22 protein-coding genes and 1 pseudogene are annotated in these 24,445 nt (G+C 65.6%); 12 read left to right on the forward strand and 11 right to left on the reverse strand.

The window, feature by feature from the left end; translation table 11 throughout:
• Positions 1-278: 278 nt before the first annotated feature.
• From Q7T26_00675 to Q7T26_00725, 11 genes are all read left to right on the forward strand, one after another.
• Positions 279-3,020, forward strand: coding sequence for a CARDB domain-containing protein (locus Q7T26_00675; protein MDO8530675.1), 2,742 nt, complete (start codon positions 279-281; stop codon positions 3,018-3,020).
• A 304-nt stretch (positions 3,021-3,324) separates the two neighbouring features.
• Entirely contained in the window at positions 3,325-4,335 is a 1,011-nt protein-coding gene (locus Q7T26_00680; protein MDO8530676.1) for an LLM class flavin-dependent oxidoreductase, read from the forward strand.
• Between the two features lie 171 nt (positions 4,336-4,506).
• Complete coding sequence (trpS, locus tag Q7T26_00685; protein MDO8530677.1) at positions 4,507-5,496, forward strand: tryptophan--tRNA ligase; 990 nt, start codon at positions 4,507-4,509, stop codon at positions 5,494-5,496.
• 3 nt (positions 5,497-5,499) lie between these two features.
• Positions 5,500-6,324 carry an inositol monophosphatase family protein gene (locus tag Q7T26_00690; GenBank protein MDO8530678.1) on the forward strand — a complete coding sequence of 275 codons (825 nt, stop codon included), beginning with the start codon at positions 5,500-5,502 and terminating at the stop codon, positions 6,322-6,324.
• 74 nt (positions 6,325-6,398) lie between these two features.
• On the forward strand, positions 6,399-8,783 hold the full coding sequence (lon, locus tag Q7T26_00695) for an endopeptidase La (protein ID MDO8530679.1): 2,385 nt from the start codon (positions 6,399-6,401) through the stop codon (positions 8,781-8,783).
• Positions 8,780-9,277: a CvpA family protein gene (locus Q7T26_00700; GenBank protein ID MDO8530680.1), complete on the forward strand. Its 498-nt coding sequence runs from the start codon at positions 8,780-8,782 to the stop codon at positions 9,275-9,277. Before lon ends, Q7T26_00700 begins: the two co-directional genes overlap by 4 nt.
• Before the next feature lie 4 nt (positions 9,278-9,281).
• Positions 9,282-9,791 carry an HNH endonuclease gene (locus Q7T26_00705; GenBank protein ID MDO8530681.1) on the forward strand — a complete coding sequence of 170 codons (510 nt, stop codon included), beginning with the start codon at positions 9,282-9,284 and terminating at the stop codon, positions 9,789-9,791.
• Between the two features lie 48 nt (positions 9,792-9,839).
• Complete coding sequence (locus Q7T26_00710; GenBank protein MDO8530682.1) at positions 9,840-10,568, forward strand: HAD-IA family hydrolase; 729 nt, start codon at positions 9,840-9,842, stop codon at positions 10,566-10,568.
• 133 nt (positions 10,569-10,701) lie between these two features.
• Entirely contained in the window at positions 10,702-11,364 is a 663-nt protein-coding gene (locus Q7T26_00715; GenBank protein ID MDO8530683.1) for an SRPBCC family protein, read from the forward strand.
• A gap of 4 nt (positions 11,365-11,368) precedes the next feature.
• Positions 11,369-12,481 carry a Gfo/Idh/MocA family oxidoreductase gene (locus tag Q7T26_00720; GenBank protein ID MDO8530684.1) on the forward strand — a complete coding sequence of 371 codons (1,113 nt, stop codon included), beginning with the start codon at positions 11,369-11,371 and terminating at the stop codon, positions 12,479-12,481.
• A complete protein-coding gene (locus Q7T26_00725; protein MDO8530685.1) occupies positions 12,478-13,554 on the forward strand; it encodes a Gfo/Idh/MocA family oxidoreductase in 1,077 nt (358 codons plus the stop codon). Before Q7T26_00720 ends, Q7T26_00725 begins: the two co-directional genes overlap by 4 nt.
• A gap of 265 nt (positions 13,555-13,819) precedes the next feature.
• On the opposite strand, the gene Q7T26_00730 is transcribed toward Q7T26_00725, so the two are convergent.
• The 3 genes from Q7T26_00730 to Q7T26_00740 all read right to left on the reverse strand — a co-directional run bounded on the left by Q7T26_00730 (position 13,820) and on the right by Q7T26_00740 (position 16,088).
• The gene (locus tag Q7T26_00730) at positions 13,820-14,032 is read right to left on the reverse strand and encodes a hypothetical protein (protein MDO8530686.1); all 213 of its coding nucleotides are present in this window, start codon (positions 14,030-14,032) and stop codon (positions 13,820-13,822) included.
• A gap of 163 nt (positions 14,033-14,195) precedes the next feature.
• The gene (gene thpR / locus Q7T26_00735) at positions 14,196-14,798 is read right to left on the reverse strand and encodes an RNA 2',3'-cyclic phosphodiesterase (GenBank protein ID MDO8530687.1); all 603 of its coding nucleotides are present in this window, start codon (positions 14,796-14,798) and stop codon (positions 14,196-14,198) included.
• A gap of 390 nt (positions 14,799-15,188) precedes the next feature.
• A complete protein-coding gene (locus Q7T26_00740) occupies positions 15,189-16,088 on the reverse strand; it encodes an amidohydrolase family protein (GenBank protein MDO8530688.1) in 900 nt (299 codons plus the stop codon).
• Positions 16,089-16,229: 141 nt separating this feature from the next.
• Between Q7T26_00740 and rmuC the strand changes: the two genes are divergently transcribed.
• Positions 16,230-17,567 carry a DNA recombination protein RmuC gene (rmuC, locus tag Q7T26_00745; protein ID MDO8530689.1) on the forward strand — a complete coding sequence of 446 codons (1,338 nt, stop codon included), beginning with the start codon at positions 16,230-16,232 and terminating at the stop codon, positions 17,565-17,567.
• A gap of 574 nt (positions 17,568-18,141) precedes the next feature.
• Here the strand turns inward: rmuC and Q7T26_00750 are convergent.
• The 8 genes and pseudogenes from Q7T26_00750 to Q7T26_00785 form a co-directional block, all read right to left on the reverse strand.
• Positions 18,142-18,369: a type II toxin-antitoxin system RelE/ParE family toxin gene (locus Q7T26_00750; GenBank protein ID MDO8530690.1), complete on the reverse strand. Its 228-nt coding sequence runs from the start codon at positions 18,367-18,369 to the stop codon at positions 18,142-18,144.
• Positions 18,370-18,655: 286 nt separating this feature from the next.
• Positions 18,656-18,883 (reverse strand): ribbon-helix-helix domain-containing protein, encoded by a 228-nt coding sequence (locus tag Q7T26_00755; GenBank protein ID MDO8530691.1) that lies wholly within the window; start codon positions 18,881-18,883, stop codon positions 18,656-18,658.
• 756 nt (positions 18,884-19,639) lie between these two features.
• Positions 19,640-20,416, reverse strand: a pseudogene (gene cobJ / locus Q7T26_00760) (precorrin-3B C(17)-methyltransferase).
• A 122-nt stretch (positions 20,417-20,538) separates the two neighbouring features.
• Positions 20,539-21,672, reverse strand: coding sequence for a cobalamin biosynthesis protein (locus tag Q7T26_00765; protein ID MDO8530692.1), 1,134 nt, complete (start codon positions 21,670-21,672; stop codon positions 20,539-20,541).
• Positions 21,673-21,674: 2 nt separating this feature from the next.
• Entirely contained in the window at positions 21,675-22,712 is a 1,038-nt protein-coding gene (locus Q7T26_00770) for a D-2-hydroxyacid dehydrogenase (protein ID MDO8530693.1), read from the reverse strand.
• Positions 22,713-22,980: 268 nt separating this feature from the next.
• A complete protein-coding gene (locus Q7T26_00775; protein ID MDO8530694.1) occupies positions 22,981-23,583 on the reverse strand; it encodes a thiamine pyrophosphate-dependent enzyme in 603 nt (200 codons plus the stop codon).
• Between the two features lie 10 nt (positions 23,584-23,593).
• Positions 23,594-24,127, reverse strand: a complete 534-nt coding sequence (locus tag Q7T26_00780) for a thiamine pyrophosphate-binding protein (GenBank protein ID MDO8530695.1) — start codon at positions 24,125-24,127, stop codon at positions 23,594-23,596.
• Between the two features lie 33 nt (positions 24,128-24,160).
• Entirely contained in the window at positions 24,161-24,283 is a 123-nt protein-coding gene (locus Q7T26_00785) for a hypothetical protein (protein ID MDO8530696.1), read from the reverse strand.
• Positions 24,284-24,445: the final 162 nt, after the last annotated feature.

The following is a 24,445-nucleotide window of genomic DNA, read 5'->3' on the forward strand; positions in this document are numbered from 1 at the left end:
GTGTATCAGTTAGGTCGTCGTCATTCCGGCGAAAGCCGGAATCCATCAGAGCGTCTCCCCCACGCACGTCTCTGGACACCGGCCTTCGCCGGTGTGACGGGTAGAGTCCCATTCCCTACCACGGCAAACTGATACACTACCTTCTGGGCAATCTTCTTGACGTGATGCTGCATAGCTGTATAATAAAACTCACTCTTTTTGGGAAGAGCGTCTTCTCATAGCGTGACCGGCGACCGCGTGCCCCGTACCGTTGGACAGGAAGCAGGGAGGCCCATCGTATGCGTACCCTTGTGCGGAGCGTCGCTCTCGTCTTGGGCGTCGTGGCGCTCCTCGCCGCCTGCACACCGCCCGCCGTCACGCCTGCGCCGCTCTCGCCTCCTGTCGCCGCGCCCACAGCGATAGCCACGTCTGTTCCGCCCGCGACGTCCGCGTCCCCCGTCTCCGCGCCCGCCGCAACATCCACGCCCGCCCCGCTTCCGACGCCTACGCCAGCGCCGACCAACACGCCCGCACCGACGAACACACCCGCGCCGGTCCCGACCGCGCCGCCGCTCCCCGCGCCGACCGCCACGCCGGTCCCCGCACCAACCGCCACGCTTGCGCCCACGCCAGACCCGTGCGCGGGCATTATTGACTCGGCCACGCGCGCCGCGTGCGCGCAAATCTTTGGGGGCAGCGCTTCCCCGTCAAGCGTCGCCGACGCCGCCGCTCTGCTGCTGGCGCGCGTCAAACTGCTGCAAGGCTCCGAGGTTTACGGCGCGCGTGACCCCTTTCCGGCCGGCTCCACGCTCACCATCCAGCCCGACAAGGGCGACGCGCTCTCCGTCCGCGTCACGGACACCGCGTTCTTCTTCCTCATTGATGACGCGCCGGGCATGCGGTTCACCCATCCCGTCCGCTACGTCGTGGTGGACGGCAACAGCGTGAAGGTCTTCAACCGCGAGTGGCTGCCCGTGGTCAACGGCATCGAGTGGGAGTTGGACACGCCCGTCGTCGTCCTGGGCATCAGCCAGGGCGCCACCATCAAGACGCTCCGCCGCGCCACAAGCGCCTCACTCCTGACCGCGCCCGTCGCGTTCAGCCTGCCGGAGTCGTCGCCGGACCTGGCCGCGCCTCCGCAGGCGCAGCCCGCCAAGATCGCGCTCATCATTGACGGCAACGAGCGACAGAACAAATGGTACGAGCCTGCCGCGCGTCAGTTCGCCAACGACGCCGACGACATGGCGTCCACCCTCCGCGCTCAGGGCTATGACGTCCGGCGTTACAGCGGCTACAAGGGCAACATCCTCCCGTCCGCCGACGCGACTTCGGTGGAGAAACAGCTCCAGCGCCTGAAGGACGAAGTGCGGCCCGGCGACGAGGTGCTCGTGTACGTGGGCGCGCACGGCGACCCGAGCGGCTTCGACATGTACACAAAGGAGGGGGAGCGGTCGTTCCTGTCCTACCAGCGCGTGGGGGAGCTGGTCAAAGGGCTTAACGGCGGCGCCAGGGTGCGCGTCGTGATAGACGCCTGCAAGTCCGGCGGCGCCGTGCCGTACCTGGCGGGCAGGGCCAACATCACCGTCGTCCCCGCCGCCGACGACAAGACGGACACCCCTGTCGGCCTGGGCTCGGACCCCAGCTTCACGCACAGGATCGTCCTCGCCGCCAAAGACAAGAGCGCGGACGCCAACGGCGACGGCAAGGTGGACGAGGGCGAGGCGCTGGTCCTGGCGCAGAAGCAGCACGCCGCCGGCGCAGGCGCACGGCTCGTGGTCAAGCCTCCGCCGGGGCCTCCCGCGCCTGCGGCCGTGCCGTCCGTGGGACCCGCGCCCGCACCTGCGGTCGCGCCGCCCGGCCCGGCCATGACCTCGACCTCCGGCGCAACTCCCTTCCAGTTCACCGCGCCCCTCGTGCTGCCCGCTGCGGACGCGGGCAAGCCGTACCTGCCGAACGGCCAGCCCTTCTCGTTCTGCGATCCGCCGACCGTCGGGTTCACCCAACCCTGCGGTCCGATTCCCGCCACGAGGAATCCCTCCGGAGGCAGCCCGCCGTACCACTTCCAGTACGGCACCCTGGGGGGCTTCCCGCCGTTCGGGATGGCGCTCGGGAAGGACGGGCAGCTCACTGGCACCCCGAGTGAGGCGACGGTGGGCAAAACCTACCGCTTCACCGTCTGTGCCGTGGACCTGAAGGCGGACTTCGTCTGCCGCGACGTGTCGCTCACCGTCAACGCGTCCGCGTCCGCGCCTGACCTCACGGTGCTCCCCGTGACCTTTTCTCCCTCCTCAGCCAAGCCAGGAGACAACATATCGGTCAGCTTCACCGTCAAGAACCAGGGAGGAACGGCGTCAGGCTCCTTCTCGAACCGGATATCCCTGGCCGCCAGCATATACGGCACGGCCACCTCCCTGGGGAACTTCAGCATGCCCAGTCTGGCGGCTGGCGCTTCCCAGCCCAGCATGATGAATGTCACGATCCCCGCCACGGTGACGCCGGGCAGCTACTGGGTGACGGTCTTCGCCGATGGCTTGCAGGCCGTTTCCGAGGGCGACGAAAACAACAACATCGGCAGCTCCGACCCGATCAGAATCACCGTCACGGTGCCGGAGGCGGTAAGCGCCGCCATCCAATCAATATCCTGCACGGGCAGTTTCGTCGGAGAAAGGGACTTGAGGAGGGAAACCTTCTTATGGCAGTTCCGCGTAACAGCTTCGGGGACTGCCTCGGGCCCGGTAGGAACAGAGGCGCGAATCAGCATGTTCCCTCAGTACGGTTCCATCTTCAGGCCGCCGAGTGGAAGCTCCGCCTACTCGTCGTCGTGGGGTGATACGTTGTTGAAACGCGAAACCAACTACAACGTTAAACGAGGCGCCAATGACCCTTCGTCAACTTCATGGAGCGGGCAGATTGTGTGGACGAACGTCGTCGTGAACGGCGATACCGACAAGGTGACGGTAAGGGTCTTTTCTGAGGGGCCACGCGACTACAGAGGTCCCACCGCGGAGGCGGAGCGGGTCGTCACCTGCCGCGCGGGGTAGGTGAGGTCTCCGCGACAAATAGGACCAGCCTGCCAAGTCCCCGTACCTGTGCGTCGCGCCGTCAGGCGCCGCTGCGAAATCGTTCACTGGAATGGCCGGTACGAGGGTGTCCAGAGGGAGCTTGGCTCCCTCTGGCGGGGGCACTGGGGGACCCCCCAGCTTTCTTTTCTCCCCCTTCCTGCGAGGAAGGGGGACCGAGGGGGATGGTTCCACAGGTGCATCAGGGTTGCGGAAGGTCTCAGGTGCCGAGATTCTGATCGCGCCACGCCAGCCCCAGGTACCACGCGATGAAAAAGGGGGACGCATGGCCGTTCAGTTCGGCGTCTTGGTCATGCCCAATGCCACCGACAAGCTCATCGAGCACGTTCAGGCGGCGGAATCCGCCGGCTTCGACCGCATTCGCGTGGGCGACTCCCAGTCGGTCTATCGCGAGGTCTACTGCACCCTCACCATCGCCGCGCTCAACACGAAGCGCGTCAAGCTGGGGCCGGGCGTCACCAACCCGCTCACGCGGCACCCGGCGGTCACGGCCAGCGCCATCGCCACCGTGGACGACGTGTCCGGCGGGCGCGCGTACCTGGGCATCGGCACGGGGGACAGCGCCGTGCATAACCTGAGCATGCGCGCGGCGAAGCTCGACACGCTGCGCGAGTACGTGCTGGCCGTCCGCAGCCTGCACGCGACGGGGGAGGCGGTCTATCAGGGCAGGAAGCTGCGCCTGGCGTGGTACCGGGGGCGCGTGCCCATCTACATCGCGGCCCAGGGGCCGAAGGCGCTGCGCATGGCGGGGGAGATCGCCGATGGCGTCATCGTGCAGACCGGCCTCGCGCCGGACGCGGTGCGGGAGAGCCTGGCGCACATCCGGGCGGGCGCCAAAGAGGCAGGCCGCGACATGAAGGACATAGACATCTGGTGGTGGGCGCTCGCCAACATCCGGCCAACGAAGAAGCAGGCGCGGCGGGAGATCCGTCCGTTCCTGGCCGCAATCGCCAACATCATGGCCCGTCCGTCCCCGGAAGGGAAGGAGGTGCCGGAGCAGTACAAGAAGCCGCTGCTGCGACTGGCCGAGCAGTACGCCTTCGACGAGCACGTCCTGCCCGGCGAGGAGTCCCGCAACAGCCTGCTGGTGGAGAAGCTGGGCCTGGAGGACTACCTGGCGGAGCGCTTCGCGTTCACCGGCACGGCGGAGGAATGTATCGAGCAGGTCCAGCGCGCGGCCAAGCTAGGGGCTGGCAAGTTTTTCTTCAGCATCAACTTCCCGGACAACACCCGCTTCATGCGCGACTGGTCGAGCCAGGTCATGGCGAAGCTGTAGCGCGACGCCCCAGCATATTGTTGGACTTGTCAGGCTAAGGGCCGAATCAGAGACCCTCACCCCCTGTTTCCCCTCGTCCATTCTTGACATAAAGAAACATCCTAGCTTCCCATCGCTCGTTGTGCTACACTCCAATTTCGACATTCGCAATTGGAAGGGGGCCAGTCCGCAATGAAGGGGCGGGTCTTTTCAGGCATGCGTCCCACGGGGCGCATGCACATGGGCAACTACATGGGCGCCGTGCAGAACTGGGCCGCTCTCCAGCAGGACTACGAATGCATTTACTGCATCGTGGACATCCACGCCCTGACCACGCTTACGCCCCAGGAGGCCCGCGAACTCCAGCCGCTCATTCGGGACATGGCGCTGGACCTGCTGAGCGCGGGGATTGACCCCCAGCGGAGCATCCTCTTCGTCCAATCCTACGTTCCGGAGGTCACGGAGCTGAACACCCTGCTGAGCATGGTGACGCCGTTGGGCTGGCTCCTGCGCGTGCCCACGTTCAAGGAGAAGGTACGGCAGATGCAGGAGACCGAGGCGTCGGTTAACTACGGTCTGGTAGGCTACCCCATCCTCCAGACTGCCGACATCATCCTCTACAAGGCGGACTCCGTCCCCGTGGGCGAAGACCAGCTCCCGCATCTGGAGCTGGCGCGGGAGATAGTGCGACGGTTCAACCACCTCTTCGGGCCCACTTTTCCCGAGCCGCAGGCCAAGCTCACACCGGCGCCCCTTATCCTGGGCACGGACGGCCAGCAGAAGATGAGCAAGAGCCTGAACAACCACATTGAACTGGCGCTGACGCCGGACGAGACGCGCAAGCGGGTCATGACCATGGTCACCGACCCCCAGCGGAAGCGCCGGAACGATCCCGGAAATCCGGAGATATGCAACGTGTGGAAACAGCACCACTACTTCAACTCGGACAGGGTGGACACTGTCGCCCGCGACTGTCGCTCGGCGGCCCTGGGCTGCGTGGACTGCAAGGGGCTGCTGGCGGACGGCATCAACCGCTACTTCGCGCAGTTCCGTGAGCGCCGCGCCGAGCTGGCGCGCCACCCGGCCACGATTGACGGCACCCTGGCGGACGGCGCGCGCCGGGCCAGGGCCATCGCCATCCAGACCATGGCCGAGGTGCGGCAGCGCATGGGTCTCAGGTAGGCCATGACAGAGATTCGGAACGACACGCCGCGCTCGCGCAGCGGGCTTGCCGCGATGGAGGTCGCCACACGGGCCATCCGGGAGGCCGGACGCACCGTGATGGAGAACTTCCAGCGGGAGAAAACGGTGCGCGTCAAGGGCCGGGGCAACATCGTCACCAGCGTGGACTATATGGTGGAGTCCGGGCTGGCGGAGGTCCTCCGGCGGGAATTTCCGGGCTTCGGCATCCTCTCCGAGGAGTCCGTCCAGGAGAAAGGCCTCGGCGAATACACATGGATTACCGACCCGCTTGATGGGACGCGCAACTACGCATCCGGCATCCCCCACTTCTGTACCACACTGGCCCTCGTCCGCGGTCAGGACGTGCTGCTCGGCCTCACCTACGACCCCTTGCGCGACGAGATGTTCCACGCCGAGAAGGGGGGTGGCGCCTACCTGAACGGCGCGCCCATTCGCGTCTCACCGCAGCGGACTGTCCAGGACTCCATTCTGGGCATGGACATGGGCTACAACGACGGTAAGGCCCGCGAGGCGCTGGAGATGGTCACGGCCCTGTGGCCCGGCATGCAGAGCCTGCGTATCATGGGTTCGGCGGCCCTGGGCCTGGCGTACGCCGCCGCCGGGCGTGTGGACATCTATTTCCACCATCACCTGTACCCCTGGGACATCGCCAGCGGCATTCTGCAGATACGGGAGGCTGGTGGAACGGTGACCGACCAGACAGGCCAGCCGGCAGCTTGGGGAAGCCGCAGCCTCGTGGCCGCCTGTCACGCGGTGCACGACGACTTCATGCGGCGCACCGTGGGACACCCGTGGCGCGCCCCCTAGCCCCTTTCGCTTCGCCTCTTTGAATGCGCCCAGAGCATGTGCTAGACTTATGACTGCCCCCGGAGGTGACGGGAATGCCTCGTCCCACTCGAAAAGTCCTTAGCAAGCGCCGGGCGGGCGTCGTTGTTGAAATAGCGGCGTTGCCGCGCCGGGACACCGTGCTGTTCCCCGGCATGCTGGCGCAACTCGTCATGATGCGCCGCGCATCCGTGAACGCTGTTGAATCGGCGATGGAGGCCAACAAGCCCATCCTCGTGGTCGCCCGCAAAAACACGGACCAGGCCCAGGTCTCCTTTGATGACCTCTACTCGATGGGGGTCGAGGCCGGCATCATCCGCGTGCTGAAGATGCCGGACGGCTCTACCACGGTCTGGCTCCAGGGCCAGCGGCGCATGCTTATCAAGAAGCTGGTCACAGCGGAGCCCTACTTCATCGTCCGGGCGGTGCCTGTCCGTGAGGTGGACCAGAAGGGACTCTCCTCCGAGGCGCTCATGCGCGCCGTCCTTGCCCTGTTCGAGAAATGCGTCAAGCTCTCGCCCAGCCTGAACGAAGACGTGTACGTGACGGCCATGAACGCGGACTCGCCTGGCAGGCTGGCGGACGCGGTGGCCTCCTGCATCAACCTGAGCGTGTCCAACCGGCAGCAGGTGCTGGAAACTGTGAACTCCCTGGAACGCTTGCAGCGCGTCAGCCTTCTCCTCGCCAAGGAAGTGGACGTACTGGAGCTTCAGAGCAAGATTCAGTCCCAGGTCCAGAGCGAGGTGGACAAGTCGCACAGGGAGTACTTCCTGCGCGAGCAGATGAAGGCCATCCAGAAAGAGCTGGGGGAGGTGGACCCGCATCAGCGGGAGGTCAACGACCTGCGGGAGAAAATTGACAAGGTGGGCATGCCGGAAGCGGCGCGCAAGCGCGCGCTGGAGGAGCTGGAACGCCTCACGAGCATCCCGCCGGCGTCTCCGGAGACCTCGGTGGTCCGCACGTACTTGGACTGGCTGGTGACTTTGCCCTGGGCCAAGTTCACCGAGGACAACCTGGACGTCAAACGGGCGGCCCTTGTCCTGGACGAGAACCACTATGGCCTGCCCAAGGTGAAAGAGCGCATCCTGGAGTACATTGCGGTGCGCAAGATGAAGCCGGAGGGGAGTCGCAGCCCCATCCTGTGCTTTGTGGGGCCGCCCGGCGTGGGCAAGACGAGCCTGGGCAAGTCCATCGCTCAGGCGCTGGGCCGTCAGTTCGTGCGCGTCAGCCTCGGCGGCATTCGGGACGAAGCCGAAATCCGCGGGCACCGGCGTACCTACGTGGGCGCGCTTCCCGGCCGCGTCATCCAGATTATGCGCAACGCCGCGACGATCAACCCCGTGTTCATGCTGGACGAGGTGGACAAAGTGGGCATGGACTTCCGTGGCGATCCTTCGTCTGCGCTGCTGGAGGTGCTGGACCCGGAGCAGAACCACGCCTTCTCCGACCACTACCTGGAAGTGCCCTACAATCTGTCGAAGGTGATGTTCATCTGCACCGCCAACGTGCTTGACCCCATCCTGCCTGCCCTGCGCGACAGGCTGGAGATCATCGAGCTGCCGGGCTATACGGAGGACGAGAAGCTCCAGATAGCCAAGCGCTTCCTGGTGTCCAAGCAGCTCAAGGAGCATGGACTGGCGCCGGAGCATCTTCAATTCACGGAGGGCGCACTCCTGCGTATCATTCGCGAGTACACGCGCGAGGCTGGCGTGCGCAGCCTGGAGCGGCAGATAGGGGGCATCGCGCGGAAGATCACGCGCTCCGTGGCGGAGGGCGAGAAGGCGCCCGCTCGCGTCACCGCCCAGACGGTCACGCACTACCTGGGGCCGCAACAGTTCTTCTGGGGTATGGCGGAGGAGGAGGACCAGGTGGGTGTGGCGACCGGCGTTGCGCGGACGGAGACGGGCGGCGAGGTCCTGGGCGTGGAGGTGACGCTGATGAAGGGCACGGGCAAGCTGATGTTGACAGGTCAGCTCGGCGACGTCATGAAGGAATCGGCGCAGGCGGCGCTCAGCTATGCGCGCTCCCGGGCCAAGGACATGAAGTTCTTTCCCAACCAATTCGACAAGACGGACATCCACATTCACGTGCCCGCCGGCGCCGTGCCCAAGGACGGGCCTTCCGCCGGTATCACTATTGCGACCGCGCTCATCTCTGCGCTGACGCGCAAACCCGTGCGCAAAGACGGCGCCATGACCGGCGAGATCACCCTTCGGGGTCGGGTGCTCCCCGTGGGCGGCCTGAAGGAGAAGATACTGGCGGCGCACCGAGCGGGCATCCGGACGTTCGTCTTGCCCAAGAAGAACCAGAACGACATATTGGACGTGCCCGCCAAGGTCCGCCGCGACCTCAAATTCGTATTTGTCGAGACAATGGATGAAGTGCTCGAGTCGGCCCTCAGGGAGGGCCGATCCGGAGGCGTTGAGGTGGTGCAGCCATGAACTGGCTCGATATCGTTGTCCTGTTTCTGGTGGTCATGGCGGTCTTTCAGGGTCTGCGCACCGGTTTCGTGCGCACCCTGTTCACGACGCTGGGCGCCGCGGCGGGCGTGGTCTTGGCGGGGCAGTTCTCGCCACAGGTCGCGCCTGTGCTGGAGTCCGCCCTGGGCGCGGGAAACGTGTCCAGGATAGCGGCCTTTGTCCTCATATTCCTGGCCGTGTTCATCGCCGCATCGTTTGTGGGTAACATCGTGCGGCAGATATTGCACATGACTCTGCTGGGCTGGCTGGATACGCTCCTGGGCGGGTTCATGGGCCTCGTCATGGGATTCGTAACCACTGGCTTTCTCTTAATCGCGCTGGGCAAGTTCCCCGTGCTGGGTATTGAGGGGGTCATTCGCGAGTCGCGGCTGGCCCCTGTTCTTATTAGCTATGTGCCGGTGGCGCTGGGCCTGTTGCCGCCGGAGTTCGGGGCGGTCCAGAACCTGCTGCGGTAAGCCTATGCCTCCGAGTAGACTCGTCCTTGTCCTGAACCAGAACTATGAGCCTCTGAACGTTTGCCACGTTCACCGGGCATTGATCCTGCTGGACAAGGGGAAGGCGGAGACCCTGGAGAACGGGAACGGCTATCTGCGCACCGTGCGGATTGTCATCCCGCTCCCGTCGGTCATTCGCCTCGTGTACATGGTGCGCCGTCCGCTGCCCAAGCGGAAGCTGACGCGACGGGAGATCTTCCTGCGCGACCGCTTCGCGTGTCAGTATTGCGGCAAAGAGGGGCGCGATCTCACCATTGACCACGTCACGCCGCGCTACCGTGGCGGACAGCACACCTGGGACAACGTTGTGGCGGCATGCGTGCAGTGCAATCATCATAAGGCGAACCACACTCCCGCGGAGGCGGGGATGCGCCTCCGCGTACAACCCAAGGCGCCGCCTCTGGGACCGTACCACCTGTTCTCTAACCACCTGGCCTCGCGGCAGGAGTGGCGCAAGTTCATCCCCTTCGTCTGAACGCCGGATAGAGGCTCCCCGCCTGTTACCGCGTGAGGCTCTGGCCCGATGATTAGAGCGGTCTTCTTCGACCTCTACAACACCGTCGCGCGCTTCGACCCTCCCCGGGAGGAGCTGCAAGTCGCGGTGTGCCGCGAGATGGGCATGACGGTGACCGCTGAGGGCATCGAGCGCGGGTACGTGCGCGCGGACGACTACCTGGCGCGGGAGAACGGCCGTGACCCGGTGTTCAAGCGGCCAAACGAACGCCTTGCGGCCTTCTGGGCGGAGTACGAGCGGCTGGTGCTGGAGGGGGCGGGGGTCAATGCGTCGCTGGAGCTGAGCGGGGAGATCTTCGCGCGTGTCCGGCGGCAGCACTACGACCTCGCGCTCTTCGACGACGTGCTGCCGGCCATGTTCGTGCTCCGGCAGCGCGCTCTCGTCCTGGGCCTGCTCTCCAACATCAATCGGGACATCCGGCAGTTGACGGACGCTCTCCGCCTGACGCCCTACCTGGACTTCGCCATTACACCCGCGGAGGCGGGCGCGGAGAAGCCGCATCCGCCCATATTCCTGGAGGCGTTGCGGCGGGCGGACTGCGCCCCAGCCGAGGCGCTGCACGTGGGAGACCAGTACCACTCGGACGTGGTTGGAGCGCGCGGAGTTGGCATCAAGCCGCTGCTGCTGGACAGGACGGGCCTGCTGGACCCCGCCCAGTACGATGTCCCCGTTATCCGCAGCCTGATGGAAGTCCAGGACCACCTGGGAGAGCCGGGGCCGGAGTCGCTTCCGGAGTAGGGTGCGGCGCGCGGCACGATTCGGCGCAAGGTTGGGCCATCCACCCATGCCGTGGTGCGTACTTGACAACGTCTGCAACGGCGCATAAGGTTGGAGCGTCGGTCCACCCTAGCCTCTTCGGGAGGGACGCTTTATGCCCAGGCCCAACATGGACAATGAGCCTTGCAAGACTATTGTGGCCGCGGTCCTGGATGCGCTGGGGAAGGCGAAAAAGCCGCTGACGTTCGATGAGATGCGGGACGCCGCAGGCAAGCGCGCGCCCTCGCTCACGATCGGCCGGTTGAGCTGGTACGCCAAGGCCGTTCAGCTTGAGCTGGAGAACCAGGGCAAGCTGGAGCGAGTTGCGGACCCCCTCCGGTGGAGACTCTCCGGCGGCCCGCTGCGCAATCTGCGGCAGACCTACCGGATGAAAGCGTCCGCCCGAGAGGTGTGGGCCATGCTGGTGGACGCGAAAAAAGTCGCTGATTGGTCGGGTGCGCCCGCCATTATGGACGCGAAAGCGGGTGCGAAGTTCTCGCTATGGGGCGGCGACATCTTCGGGGAGAACCTGGAGGTCGCGCCGCCGCGCAAGCTGGTCCAGAAGTGGCGGGTGAAGGGTTGGAAGTCGCCGTCCACGGTCACGTTCAACCTTCGCGAGCGGAAGGACGGGGAGACGACCGAGACCGACGTGGAGCTTGTCCACACGGACATCCCCGCGAAAGAGCTGGACGGGATTGCCGCCGGCTGGGATGCGTATTACCTGGGCGTCATCAAGGGGCGCTTTGCCGCGAAGAAACAGGCGAAGGCAGGCAGGTGACATAATGCGCAACGGAGTTGTGGGCGTCGGCGTCATAGGCACGGGCTTCGGCAGCATCGTCCAGGCGCCGGGATTCAGTCGCGCGCCCGGGTGCAAGGTCGTCGCCATCGCGTCGGGCCACCGTGAGCGCGCGGAGGCCGCGGCGCGGCAGCTTGGCATACCGTTCGCCACGGACGACTATCGGGCGCTCCTGGCGCGCGACGACGTTGACCTGGTGTGCGTCTCCGCGCCTCCGTACCTGCACCACGAGATGACCCTGGCCGCCCTGGCCGCGGGCAAGCACGTGCTGTGCGAGAAGCCCATGGCGGCGGATCGCTGGCAGGCGTGGGAGATGGAGCGGCGCGTCCGTGAGACGGGACGCATCGGGCTGATTGACTTCGAGCTGCGGTGCATGCCGACGCGTGCATACATGAAGGAGCTGATCGCGGGTGGCTATCTCGGCGTGCTGTTCTGGGTCCACGCGACGCACTTCGGCGGTTTCCGCGGCAAGGCGATGGACGACGTGCCATATGACTGGCTGGCGCAGAAAAAGTACGCGGGCGGCATGCTGGGCGCCATGGGCTGCCACTACGTTGACGCCTTCCGCTGGTGGTTCGGCGAGGTCACCGGCCTGTACGCTGAGCTGGACACGCGGGCGAAGGCGCGCCCCTTGCCGGACGGCTCCGGCACGCGCGAGGCGGACTCGGACGACACCATCTGGTGCAGCATGAAGCTGGACAACGGCGCGATGGCGACGCTGGTCGTGAGCACGGCGGTGCGCCACGGTTCCGGCGCCCGCATCGAGGCGTATGGCAGCGAGGGGACGCTGGTGCTGGAGAACGACGGCCCGCTTTTCGGCGCGCGCGCAGGCGACGCCCGGCTGACCGAATTGCCGCTCCCCGCGCGCCTGCTCTCCCCGGCGGAGGGGGAGGACCGGCGATTGCGCGCCTTCATTCCCTGGGCGCGTCGCGTCGTGGACGCCGTGCGCCAGCAGCAGCAGATTACGCCCGACTTCCATGACGGCGCGCGGTGCCAGGAGGTCATGGACGCCATCCATCGCTCGTCGGAGACGCGGCGCTGGGTCGGCCTGCCGCTGGAATCGCGCCGCGGCTCCGGCCAGGTAGGAGGCGCAACATGAGCGGACGCATTCGCGTGGGGGTCATCGGCTCCAGCTTCGGCGCCGAGGTCCACATTCCCGGCTTCCAGTCGCTGCCGGAGTACCAGGTCGTCGCCGTCGCGTCGGGCCGCCGCGAGCGCGCGGAAGCCACGGCGCGGCAGTTCGGTATTCCGTTCGCCACGGACGACTATCGGGAGCTCCTGGCGCGCGACGACGTTGACATGGTCAGCGTGGCGACTCCGGTGTACCTGCACCACCCCATCGTGGTGGACGCCTTCGCCGCGGGCAAGCACGTGCTGTGCGAGAAGCCCCTGGCCCTGGACCGGCGGCAGGGTGCGGAGATGCTGGCGGCGGCGCGGGCCTCTGGCAAGGCGCACATGGTCAACTACGAGCTGCGTTTCCTGCCCTGGCGTCAGAAGGTCAAGGAGCTGCTGGCGGCGGGCTACGTGGGCGAGCCGCGCATGGTCGTCGGCGAGTTCTTCGGGCCGTTCAAGGGCATGAACGGACGGGACGTGCCGTGGGACTGGCTGGCCGTGCGCAGCCTCGGCGGGGGCTTTTTCGGCGCGAAGGGCTGCCACTACGTTGACTTGTACCGCTGGTGGTTTGGCGAGGTGACGGGCGTGTACGCCACGCTGGAGACAAAGGAGCCGCTCCGAAAGGTCGCGGGCGCGGAGCAGTGGCGGCCCGTGGAGACGGAGGACTGCTTCATCGTCATGCTGCGCATGAAGGGCGGCGTGCAGGGCACCATCTGCGTCAGCCGCGTGGTTCGGCACGGCGCCGGCGGGCGCATCATGGTCTATGGCAGCGAGGGCACGCTGATACTGACCGATGAAGGGGTGCTCACCGGCGCGCGCCGCGGCGACAAACACCAGGAGCCGCTGCTGACGCCGGATCAGATGCCCCAGGCGGGCGTCACGGGCGCAGGGCCGCAGGTGGCGTTCCCACGCCTGGCGCGGGAGATGGCGCGCGCCGTCCGCGAGGGCGTGCGCGTCGCGCCCGACCTGGAGGACGGGCTGCGCGCCCAGGAGGTCACGGACGCCATCGTCCGCTCGAGCGCCGAGCGGCGTTGGGTCAGCCTGCCTCTGGAGCCGTAGGGCAGCTTTGCGTCGGGCCCTTTAGATACCAGCCCAACGGGCAAACAGCAACTCCCGCTCTGAGGCTTGTCGGAGCGGAGCGCGCTTGCCAGACGTTGGACGATGCGCTGGAGAGGAGACTAGGTTCTGGTGACATTTCCGCTCACCCTGAGCTTGTCGAAGGGCGAGCGGGGGATGTTCCCTTCCCGCTCGTGGTGAGCCTGTCGAACCATGAGCGGGAAAATACCAATTGTCAACAGAGACTAGGGAGAGGGCCGCCTCGCCACTACCGCACTCGGGGGACGTGCATGGCGCCGCTTGTCACAGGCTCGTTCACGTAGAGGTCGCCGTTGCGGATCTTGATGTTGAAGCCGCATTCCGGGCTTGTGCAGACCCACGCCTTGTACTGAATAGGAGCGCCCTGGCTGCCGAAGTCAGACAATGGCACAAGGTCGCCCACCTTGCACTTCTGACACTTGGGGAACTGGTTCTGGTCCACGGAAACCCACCTCCCTACACTTCGCCCGCTTGTGTTGCGGAACTTCCTGGCCCTTTGAAAGGCCGTCGCTCAGTATAGCATTGCGTGTTCCTGTACGCAAGCGCGGACGCCCTTGCGCACGCCGGATAACGTCGCATCGCCGCCGACATTCGAACACCGATTGTCAGGGCTGCGAGAGCGCATTTCCCCTCAGGGGCGCGTCCGCCAGCCGGGAGTAAATGGCGCCGGACGGCGTGAGTGTGCTCCGCATCAGGCTCAGCGCGGTCGCGGTGAAGGTGACGCCGCTGTCCGTGCGCACGGACGCCGCCGTGGGGCCAAGGCGCCGTCGCTCGGCGGGAGGCATGCCGTCGCGGACGCGGCCCAGCGTCAGGTGCGGCGAGAAGGGCCTGTCCTCCCGCGGGAAGCCGAGCGCGGCAAGCTCGCCGTCCAGCCGGGCCTGCAGCGCCGTCAGGGCCCGCACGTCGCCGTGGACGCCTACCCACAGGACACGCGCCCTGTCCATGCCGGGGAACGCGCCTATCTCCTTCGTCGTCAGCCGGAGCTGGCCGCAGTCGCTGGCCGACGCCTCCATCGCCTCGATGACTGGCGGGACCTGGTCCGGCAGGATATTGCCCAGGAACTTGAGGGTCAGGTGGATGCCCTGAGGCCGCGCCCATGCGATGGAGGAGAACCGCGCCTTGCGCAGGGCGTCCTGGATGGTCTGGATGTAGTCCAGCACGCTCCGCGGCAGCTCGATGGCGATGAATGCGCGCAGGGGCTCCGTCACGGCGCGCCCTCCTTGCGTGGGGCCGCGCCGCTGCCGGATATGGTGCAAACTCTCCCCACGGAATAGTGTGAATGCATCATGTCAGGTCTTGTCGCGTGCTTTAGACTAAGAGAGGTGCAGCAAACAAGGTTTTCCTAAGCGCGCTAAAACACCCTCCCCTTTAGCGCGCTGTTTCAGAAGGGGCTCGCATCTTGTGCGTGCCCCTTCTCTGTTTCTCCAGCCCGAGCGGTAGTGTATCAGTTAGGTCCTTGTCATTCCGGCGAAGAGCTTGCCCCGTACCTGATACGGGGCCGGAATCCAGAGAGCGTCTCCCTCTCGCCTGTTTCTGGACACCGGCTTCCGCCGGTGTGACGGATAAAGCCCCCATCCCTACCACGTCAAACTGAGACACTACTGCCCGAGGAGCTTCCTTGCGTTTTCGCCCAGCACCAGCCGCCGTGCCCTGGCAGGCAGGCCCGCCTCCAGCGCTTGCGCCAGCGCCCGCTCCTGTCCGAGCAGGGGGTAGTCGCTGCCGAAGAGCACGCGCTCCGCTCCCACCAGCTCCGTCGCCGCGCGGAAGACCTGGGGCTGGTACAGGAAGGGCGTCGCCGCCGAGTCGAAGTACACGCGCGGCAGCAGCCGCCTGATCTCCGGCATCAGGGCGTAGAACGGCAGGCCGCCGCCCCAGTGGGCGCAGATGATGTCGTTCTCCGGGAAGCGGGCGATGAAGCGGGTGAGCACGTCGGGCGTCACGGTCCCCTTGCCCGCGTAGGCGTGCCCCACAGGCTCCGACGCGTGGACCAGCACGGCCAGCCCCAGTCGCCGCGCTGCGTCCATGACCGGCGCCATCACCCGCGCGTCGTCGAGCGCGTAGCCCTGGCTGTCCGGGTGCAGCTCGCCGACGCCGCGCAGCCCCAGCTTCGCGATGCGCTCGACCTCCGCGACCGCCCCGGCGTGTCGGGGGTTCACGACGCCGAAGCCCGCCAGCCGCGCGGGATAGCGGCGCACCGCGTCCGCGATGGCGTCGTTCGCGAGGGCGCAGTGCTCCGGCTTCTCCCAGCCGATGCCGACGGCCACGGACAGGTCTATGCCCGCTGCGTCCATCCGCTCGACAAGCTCCACCGGCGTCGCGAGCCTGGCCTTGGGGTTGGCGTAGAGCGCGCCGAAGGTGCGGTCGGCGGCCAGGAAGCGCTCGCGGTGCGCGACGGCCTCCGGCGGGAAGAGGTGGACGTGTGAGTCAATAATCATGGGCGGATTATAGCACCCGATGTAGCTCAGCATGATGCCGATGGAAAGGTCGGCGCCGGTCATGCCGTCACGAACGCTCCTATGGGAGCCAGATGGTTGACCTGGCTTGATATGTCGCCCTTAACGCGCCATAATGCGGGAGAATCGTATGCTACCGAAACAGAACACGGATAAAAGACACTGTTATGTGGCCTGGAGCGAATGATGAATGAGGCTCTCCCATGGCTGATCCTGCTCGTGACCACCCTGACTGCGGTCTCGGCGATTGTCCTGCTGGTTCGTGGGTCAAGGGGTTTCCAGGGTGCCGGAAAGGAGGTGCGCGACGACCTCCGAACGGGCCGCGAGGAAGCGCGGACTGCGGGAAAGGAACTTCGTGAAGAAGTGTCGGCTGGCCTGAAATCAACCAACGACACGTTGTCCAAGACTCTGGAAGTCATGGGCAAGATTCAGCAGACGCAGCTTGAAGGGATGACGAAGCAGCTGAAGGAGCTCGCGGATTCCAACCAGGACGCACTGGATCGCATTCGCAAGACATTTGACTCTCGTGTCAAGGAGCTTCAGGAGGGTAACGAGAAGAAGCTCGACGAGATGCGCAAGACCGTGGACGAGAAGCTGCACGATACTCTTGAGAAACGGCTCGGAGAGTCGTTCAAACTTGTGAGTGATAGGTTGGAGGCGGTACACAAGGGTCTCGGAGAGATGCGGAATCTGGCCACAGGCGTGGGAGACCTCAAGCGGGTTCTGACCAACGTGAAGGCGCGTGGCACGTGGGGGGAGGTTCAACTTGGCGCGATCTTGGAGCAGATTCTCACTCCCGAGCAGTACGAGAAGAACGTCGGGGTGAAGGTCGACTCGTCCGAAAGAGTCGAGTATGCCATTAAACTGCCGGGTCCGAAGGACGATCCTGAGGCCTGCGTTTGGCTTCCTATTGACTCGAAGTTTCCTCAGGAGGACTACCTTCGCCTTCAGGAAGCCGCGGAGAAAGCCGATCTGGACGCAGTTCAGAGGGCAACGGATGCCTTGGCGCGGACAGTTCGGGCCGCTGCAAAGGACATCCACGATAAGTACGTAAACCCACCCAGCACGACCGACTTTGGGATCATGTTCCTCGCTACGGAGGGGCTCTATGCGGAGGTGCTTCGGCAGCCTGCCCTTGTCGAGGAACTCCAACGGCAGTATCGGGTTGTCGTGGCCGGTCCCACCACGTTGGCGGCGATTCTGAGTGGCCTTCGCATGGGCTTCCAGACCCTGGCGATCGAGCAGCGGGCATCTGAGGTGTGGAGAGTCTTGGGAGCGATAAAGACAGAATTCGGAAAGTTCGGTGATGTGCTGGACAAGGTCAAGCGCCAGCTCAACACCGCGAGCCGGACGATTGAACAGACTGGCGTGCGGAGCCGGGCCATCGAGCGAAGGCTCCGTTCAGTCGAGCAATTGCCAGGGGCGGAAGCATCGGAGATTCTTGCATTGCCCGCAGCAGTCGAGGAAGTGGAGGCAGAAGACGCGGAAGGCGAAGAAGAGGCCACGGAGGCCAAACAGGAATGAGGAAGGGACAAGCAATGAACGGCATGCCCGGCTCCGCGCCTGCCGTCCTTCGCACGTGTGACCTCTCCTCTTCCGTCCCCTCTCTCCTTCCGATACCGGAAGGACGGAGAGGGGAAACAGAGCTTGTCCTGAGCGAAGTCGAAGGAGGTGAGGTACGGGTTACAGCCTGTCCCGTCTGTACACGTCCCGCCGGTGGCCGATGCACAGTGTAACCTCTCCTCTTGCGTCCCCTCTCCGCATGCGGAGAGGGGAAACAGGGGTGAGGTACGCCCCCCGCGGGGGAGACCCCTCGTTGCACTCGGGGTGACAGACCGCAAGACCGATGCGTTCAGCACCTTCGCGACGGTTGCAGACCTCTCCTCGTCCGTCCACTTGTAATGTCTTGTTCCTGAAATGCGCGTACAAAGTTGTCATTGCGAGGACTCCGGCTTGCCGGAGGACGAAGCAATCTGGAAGAGGGGCGGACCCCACCGCCAGATTGCCACGGCCCTCCTTCGTCGGGCCTCGCAATGACATTCGTAGCGGGCTTCGGAGACACACAATGCGGAGAGGGGAGACAGGGGTGAGGCATGCGTTACGGCCTGCCTTGTCTATACACCTCCCGCCGGTGGCCGATGCGGAGCACCAGGTAGCCTTCGTTCGTGCGCGCGTAGATGACGCGGTAGTCGCCGACGCGCAGCCTGAACAGCCCCGCGAAGTCGCCCTTCAACGCCTCTCCCGCGTGGCCCTCGGACGCAAGCGCGGACTCCAGGCTCTGTTGACAATTGGTATTTTCCCGCTCGTGGTGAGCTTGTCGAACCATGAGCGGGAAGGGAACACCCCTCGCTCGCCCTTCGACAGGCTCAGGGTGAGCGGGAATGTCAACAGAACCTTGTCTGGCGAGGACGCGCGCCACGGTCGCCGGACTCAGCCTGCCGAGGTCACTGGCGACGGACGCCTTGTAGCTAATGTGCTGCCTCGCTGACCCCTTCACAGCGACCCAACGCATGTTGTCATTCCTGCGAAAGCAGGAATCCAGATTGTAAGGCCTGGATTCCGGATCAAGTCCGGAATGACGGACACTGTAGATCTGTTTATGAGACGCTACACTAATTCGTTTTGCGGCCAAGGCGCTTCCGCAGCTCGGACGCGGAGATCACGGGGTCGTCCTTGTCGCGCAGGCGGTCGAGCGCCACCTGATAGTCGGCCTGCTCCGCCAGATACGCCTGCAACGCTTTAACGATGAGGTAGGTCTTGGGCCGCTCCGTCGCTCTGGCAAGCTCCTCCAGCGCGCGGGCGGTCTCCACGGGCAGCCGGATGGAGACGGACGTCGTCACGGTATCACCCTCTGTGTGTAATGCACGTAAGACAAGTATAACGCCCCGTCCCACGGCGGGTCAACGCATGACCCATGTGACGGCAAGGCCGATGTCATTGCTAGGGGAATAGCGGTGTCGGTCCTGTAGGGGCAATCCTGTGTGATTGCCCCAAGCTAGGGCGGCCACGCAGGGCCGCCCCTACAAGGAATCGGGAATTTCATACGTGGTGCCGATCGCAACCGGCATGAAAGACCCCTCGTTCCACTCGGGGTGACAGACCGTGAGATCCTGCGTCCCCAACCTCCAACCTCCAACCCCCAAGCCCCGCCACCCGCCCATTGCTCCACCCTGAAACCACGCGCTATCCTGTCAAAAGAACACTTGTGTTACACCGCGCACCTTCGTCGGAATCGCCGTGACCGGCCCTGGAGGGGCGGACCGATGTGTCCGCCCGCAGCGGCCACCTCGCGCCCGCCGCTCGACGACGCATCCGCGAAGCCCGGCGCATCTACATTGAGCATCTCACGGCCCCCGACGTAACATAACAAGAACAAATACCCGTAACCCGACCCGACAGATAGCAGCACCAGATAGGGGAGGCCCCTCGAAAAATACGAAACAATTCAAATCCCTGTCTGCCGCACCTCCCCCTCTCCGCATGCGGAGAGGGGGACCGAGGGGGTGAGGTACGCTCCCTTACGCCGGCCTCGCGGGGGCCTTCTCCTGCTCCGCGCCGGGCGCCGCCTGCGGGTTCTTCAGCCGACCGTCCCACGTGTACTTGGCCGTGTAGCCGCGCGGCGTCACCATCTTCCCCTCGAACGTGAACGTGTTCGAGTTGCCGATGACCAGCGTCGTCAGCATCCCTATCTCGTGGTCGAGCATGTGGTCCAGGTCGGTCAGCACGATGCGCTGTCCCGCCCGGTAGGCGCTCTTGATGACGCCCACCGGCGTCGCGCCCGCGCGGTACGTCCGCACGATCTTCTGCGTCTCAATAATCTCCTGCGTGCGCCGCCCGCTCTTGGGGTTGTACAGGCCGATGACGAAGTCGGCGGCGGCTACGGCCTCGATGCGCCGCGCGATGACCGGCCACGGCGTCAGCAGGGTGCTGAGGCTGATGGCGGCGAAGTCGTGGACCAGCGGCGCGCCCAGCAGCGCGGCGCATGCGCTGAGGGCCGTCACGCCCGGCACCACCTCGATCTCGATGCCACGCTCCGGGGTCCATCCGCGCTGTTGCAGCACCTCCCAGACAAGGCCCGCCATGCCGTAGATGCCCGAGTCGCCGCTGGAGACGATGGCGACGGTCTTGCCCTGCTCCGCCAGGTCAATGGTGGTGCTGGCGCGGGCCATCTCCTCCTGCATCCCCGTGCGGATGACCTCCTTGCCCTCCAGCAGGTCGGCCACAAGGTTGATGTACGTGTCGTAGCCGACGACGGCGTCGGCCTCCACGATGGCCTGGCGCGCGCGATAGGTCATGTGCTCGGGAGCGCCCGGCCCGAACCCGACGATGTATAGCTTACCGCGCTTTTTGGGCGCGGCGTGTGTGTCTGACATATGCTCCCTCCCATGATATGGATTGCCTCATCCCCCGGCCCCCCGGCGGGGAACCTGGGTTCCCCGCACCCTCCTGATGCCATTCTATCCCGTTGGCGTAATCGCCCGCGTGATCCGTCGGGCTATTTGCCTTTGCTGAACTCCATCCGCGCGACGGCCACGGTGACGCTGGTTGTCTTGCGCTTGCTCACCAGCAGACGCCGCGCGCCTGCGCTCAGCAGCGCGGCGGGCTCGCAGACGCCCTTGGCGCCCACGGCCGCCAGCGCCGCCTTCGACTCGCTCTCCACGCCCTCGACGGCGTTCAACTGCTCAGCGGTGTAGTAAACGATGGGCACGCCCAGGCGTCGCGCGACCTCCTCTAGGCCCGGCTCGCCGCGCTTGGCGTCAATGCTCGCCAGGTTGCGCACGCTCTTGACCGACAGGCCCGCGTCTTGAAGCGTCTGCCGGACGAGGCGCTCGATGTCGTCGGCGGCAGCGCCCTTCTTGCACCCGACGCCGACGGCCAGGCTCCGGGGCCGGTACACAACCGCCTTTTTGAAAAGCGCGGCGTAGCTTTCGTCCAATAGCCGGTCGGTGACGATGAGCGCCGCGTTCGGGTTGGCCGCGGCCAGCTCGTCGAGCGTGGCGTACACGCGGATGCTGGCGGGCAGCGGCTTGCCCGCGGGCCACCAGTCGGACTCGCCCGTCTCCACGAGCACGCCCACCGGCTCCTCGTTGACCACCGCCGCGCTCACCTGCGTCACGTGGGCATCGCTCTCCATGCGCCAGCCGAGGTCGCGCCCGAAGAGGTCCACGGCGATGGTCCCGCCCACGTCCGACGCGGTGGTAATCACGGGCTGCGCGCCCAGCAGGTCGGCGACGCGCCGGGCCAAGGCGTTGGCGCCGCCCATGTGGCCGGACAGCACGCTGATGGCGAAGCGCCCGCGGTCGTCCACGACGACGACGCCCGGGTCGTAGCGCTTGTCCTTGAGGTGGCCCGCCAGCATGCGCACGACCGCGCCCAGGGAGATGAACAGGACCAGGTTATCGTAGCTGGTGAAAAGCTCGCCGAGCTTCTCGCTTACCTTCTCATTGAACAGCGTGGCGCGGTCGCCGCTCACCTGCGAGGCGAACTTGTCCGGGATGAAGAGGTCGGCGCCGGGCAGCAGGTCGCGGAGCCTCTGGGAGAGCGCGGCGCTGTGCTTCGTAATTGCCATCACCGCGACGCGCGGCCCGCCGCTCGCATGCGCGGCTTGCTGTGGCTCGCTCGTAGTCACAATCAGTACCCCATGTCGGGCCGCACGGGGTTCCGCAGCGGCTCGCCCGCCATATAGCGGCGGATGTTGTCCAGAAGGATGGCCGCCACAAGGTCGTCGTGGCTCACCGTGGCCCCCGCCATGTGCGGCGTCACAATCACGTTGGGCATGCTCCAGAGCGGATTGTCCGGCGCGGGCGGCTCCTCTTCAAAAACGTCCAGCCCTGCTCCGACTATTCGTCCCTCCTGCAGGGCGCGAATGAGCGCAGGTTCGTCAATGAGCGAGCCGCGCCCCACGTTCACGATGTAAGCGGTCGGCTTGAGCGCGCGCAGCTCCCGCTCGCCGATGATGTGGCGCGTCTCCGGCGTGGACGGCAGCGTGATCGCCACGAAGTCGCATTGGGCCAGCATCTCATGGAGTTGGTCTGGCGGGAACATCTCGTCGGTAAAGCCGTCGTCGCCTGGCCCGCGGCGCGCGCAGGAGCGGCGCGTCGCCAGCACGCGCATCCCGAATGCCTTGCACAGGCGCGCCGTCGCCGAGCCGATGTTCCCCAGCCCCAGGACGCCGATAGTCCTGCCCGCCAGGTCTCCCACGTCACGTCGTTCCCACCGCTTCCGCCGCTGGTTCTCCTCCAGCGCGCGGGTCTGCTTGGCGAGCATCAGCATCAGCGTGACCACCCACTCGGCGATGGGCACGGCCAGCGCGCCGCGACTGTTCGTCAGCAGCAGGCTGCCGTCGTGGATGTCGCTGCCCTGCGTCAGGTCAATGCCCGTCCCGCCAAAGTGTATCCAGCGCAGCTTCGGCGCGTGCGCCTTCAGGTCGAGGGGGATGTACTGCAGGGAATAGATAATCTCCGCCTCGGCCAGGCTCTTGTTGAGCCGCTGGCTTGCCGCCTCCCATGCCGCCCCCGCAACGGGGGGAATGGTCTTGAATCCCGCCACCAGCGTCCAGTCGGCGCTGGCGTCCACGACGCGCAGGGCCGGGTGGTCTCGTCGTATCCGTTCGATGGTCGCGTCGCTGATGCTCAGGCGTGTGCCCAGGACGAGCGTGCGTTGCTTCATGCATTTCCTCGAAAAGCAGGCTAATGGGTAGAGGGTAGCGCGATGCGTGCTGTGCGGTCAAGCGGGTCCGCCGGACACGGGCAGAAGCGGGCGCATCGCGAGAACTTGGGGGTGTTGCACGGCCAAACACGTACTGAAAGTGATGGTGGCGTGAGCATTCGGAGCGCCATCGAGGCGATCGCATTCCGCCTAAGGCTGCGGAACCCCGCCTTGCCCTCTGTCGTCACAGGGCCTTAGGCACGCGTAGCGCATGCGCCCAAAGCGTCCGCTAGGTAGGCGAATTCAGCAAGGTGTGCAGATTCTTCCAACCTCGGCGCGACTGCTTGGCCTGCGCCGCCGGACTTCGGCTCACCGCGCGAGCTTGCTCGATGTCGAGCGCAGGTGACACTCGCAGAGAAACGAACGTCGGCCCAGGCGCGAGCAGGAGGTCGTTCATCGCCAGGTCCAGCGACTCCACATCCTCGAATGCGTGTACGTTCCGGTATCCCGTTGCGCGCGCAATGTCCACCAGCGTATTCGGACGGTCGCTGCCGGAGACCGGCTGTCCGCCCGTCAGGTTGTAAACGCCGTTCTCGAACACCACGTGGACAAGGTTCGGAGGCGCCTCCTGCCCCACCGTCACCAGCACGCCCAGGTTCATGCGCAGGCTGCCGTCGCCGTCCAAAACGATGACGCGCAGATCAGGCCGCCCAAGCGCGACGCCAAGACCGATGCTCGGCGCGCTGCCCATGGGCGCAGTGTGCGTGAAGTCGCGAGACGAGCGGCTGTATTGAGGCCAAAGACTCCCCGCTGTCATCGTCGCGATGACGACCTCATCAGTCCTGTGACGATCGATGATCTCCAGCGCCTGGGCCGTGGTCATGCGTGACATGTTGCGCCTCCTAGGGCAGTTCGCCGAGCAGGGCCACGGGCCGCGACTCGGCGGTGGCCTGCTGCACCGCGCGGCGTACGAATTGCACGTCGTCCGGTTTGTCTATCGTGTAGTGCGGAACGTCAATGGCCTGCAGTATCTTCTCTGTCCACTGGCCCGCCAGTATGATCTGCGAGGCCGCGTCGCCCCGGCGGGCCCGCAGTTCCTCCTCGAAGCCGGGCCGCGCTCTACCAGCATAGCCGATGAACATGAGCAGAGGTGTTCGCAGGTCCACCGCCAGAACACGAAATGTGTCCAGGGACTCGAAGAAGCCGAAGTTCTTAACGCAGTAGAGCGGCTGGTGTCCTGTCAGGTGCAGCCCCGCGCAAATGCCCACCGCCTCTCCCTCGCGACAGGCCGTAATCACCTTCGCGTCCTTGGCCTCGACGAAGCATTGCCAGAGAGCGGCAGTCTCTCGGTCCGGCACGCCGACCACGTGGCGGATGCCGCAGGCGCGTAGCTCTTGGTACACCAGGCGGGCCAGGTCTTTCGAAGGTATGGACAACGTGTACCTCCTTCCGCAATTATCGTGCGCTTCCTACCGTGTCCGCGGCCGCGGGTCTATGACGTCGCGCAGGGCCGGGTGGTCCCGCCGTATCCGTTCGACTGTGGCGTCGCTGATGCTCAGGCGTGTGCCCAAGACGAGCGTGCGTTGATTCATGCATTTCCTCGAAAAGCAGGCTAATGGGTAGATGGTAGCGCGATGCGTGCTGTGCGGTCAAGCGGGACGTACGCGGGCCGCCGGACGTGGCTGCTGACGAGTCCAATGTGGGTGCATGAAACGCCGTGAAGCTGTGCCGTGACTGTGCAACAGGCGTGGCGG

The organism is Dehalococcoidia bacterium, assembly GCA_030648205.1.
Classification (GTDB): Bacteria; Chloroflexota; Dehalococcoidia; order JAUSIH01; family JAUSIH01; genus JAUSIH01.

Excerpts from the sequence above, each read along its gene's own strand:
- Q7T26_00740 (MDO8530688.1), bottom strand. The coding sequence starts at position 16,088 with ATGACCGGCGCCGACCTTTCCATCGGCATCATGCTGAGCTACATCGGG.
- Q7T26_00715 (MDO8530683.1), top strand. The coding sequence starts at position 10,702 with ATGCCCAGGCCCAACATGGACAATGAGCCTTGCAAGACTATTGTGGCC.
- Q7T26_00710 (MDO8530682.1), top strand. The coding sequence starts at position 9,840 with ATGATTAGAGCGGTCTTCTTCGACCTCTACAACACCGTCGCGCGCTTC.
- trpS (MDO8530677.1), top strand. The coding sequence starts at position 4,507 with ATGAAGGGGCGGGTCTTTTCAGGCATGCGTCCCACGGGGCGCATGCAC.
- Q7T26_00785 (MDO8530696.1), bottom strand. The coding sequence starts at position 24,283 with ATGAATCAACGCACGCTCGTCTTGGGCACACGCCTGAGCATCAGCGAC.
- rmuC (MDO8530689.1), top strand. The coding sequence starts at position 16,230 with ATGAATGAGGCTCTCCCATGGCTGATCCTGCTCGTGACCACCCTGACT.
- Q7T26_00720 (MDO8530684.1), top strand. The coding sequence starts at position 11,369 with ATGCGCAACGGAGTTGTGGGCGTCGGCGTCATAGGCACGGGCTTCGGC.
- Q7T26_00690 (MDO8530678.1), top strand. The coding sequence starts at position 5,500 with ATGACAGAGATTCGGAACGACACGCCGCGCTCGCGCAGCGGGCTTGCC.
- Q7T26_00680 (MDO8530676.1), top strand. The coding sequence starts at position 3,325 with ATGGCCGTTCAGTTCGGCGTCTTGGTCATGCCCAATGCCACCGACAAG.
- lon (MDO8530679.1), top strand. The coding sequence starts at position 6,399 with ATGCCTCGTCCCACTCGAAAAGTCCTTAGCAAGCGCCGGGCGGGCGTC.
- Q7T26_00705 (MDO8530681.1), top strand. The coding sequence starts at position 9,282 with ATGCCTCCGAGTAGACTCGTCCTTGTCCTGAACCAGAACTATGAGCCT.
- Q7T26_00675 (MDO8530675.1), top strand. The coding sequence starts at position 279 with ATGCGTACCCTTGTGCGGAGCGTCGCTCTCGTCTTGGGCGTCGTGGCG.
- Q7T26_00750 (MDO8530690.1), bottom strand. The coding sequence starts at position 18,369 with ATGGTTCGACAAGCTCACCACGAGCGGGAAAATACCAATTGTCAACAG.
- Q7T26_00700 (MDO8530680.1), top strand. The coding sequence starts at position 8,780 with ATGAACTGGCTCGATATCGTTGTCCTGTTTCTGGTGGTCATGGCGGTC.
- Q7T26_00775 (MDO8530694.1), bottom strand. The coding sequence starts at position 23,583 with ATGTCACGCATGACCACGGCCCAGGCGCTGGAGATCATCGATCGTCAC.
- Q7T26_00770 (MDO8530693.1), bottom strand. The coding sequence starts at position 22,712 with ATGAAGCAACGCACGCTCGTCCTGGGCACACGCCTGAGCATCAGCGAC.
- Q7T26_00725 (MDO8530685.1), top strand. The coding sequence starts at position 12,478 with ATGAGCGGACGCATTCGCGTGGGGGTCATCGGCTCCAGCTTCGGCGCC.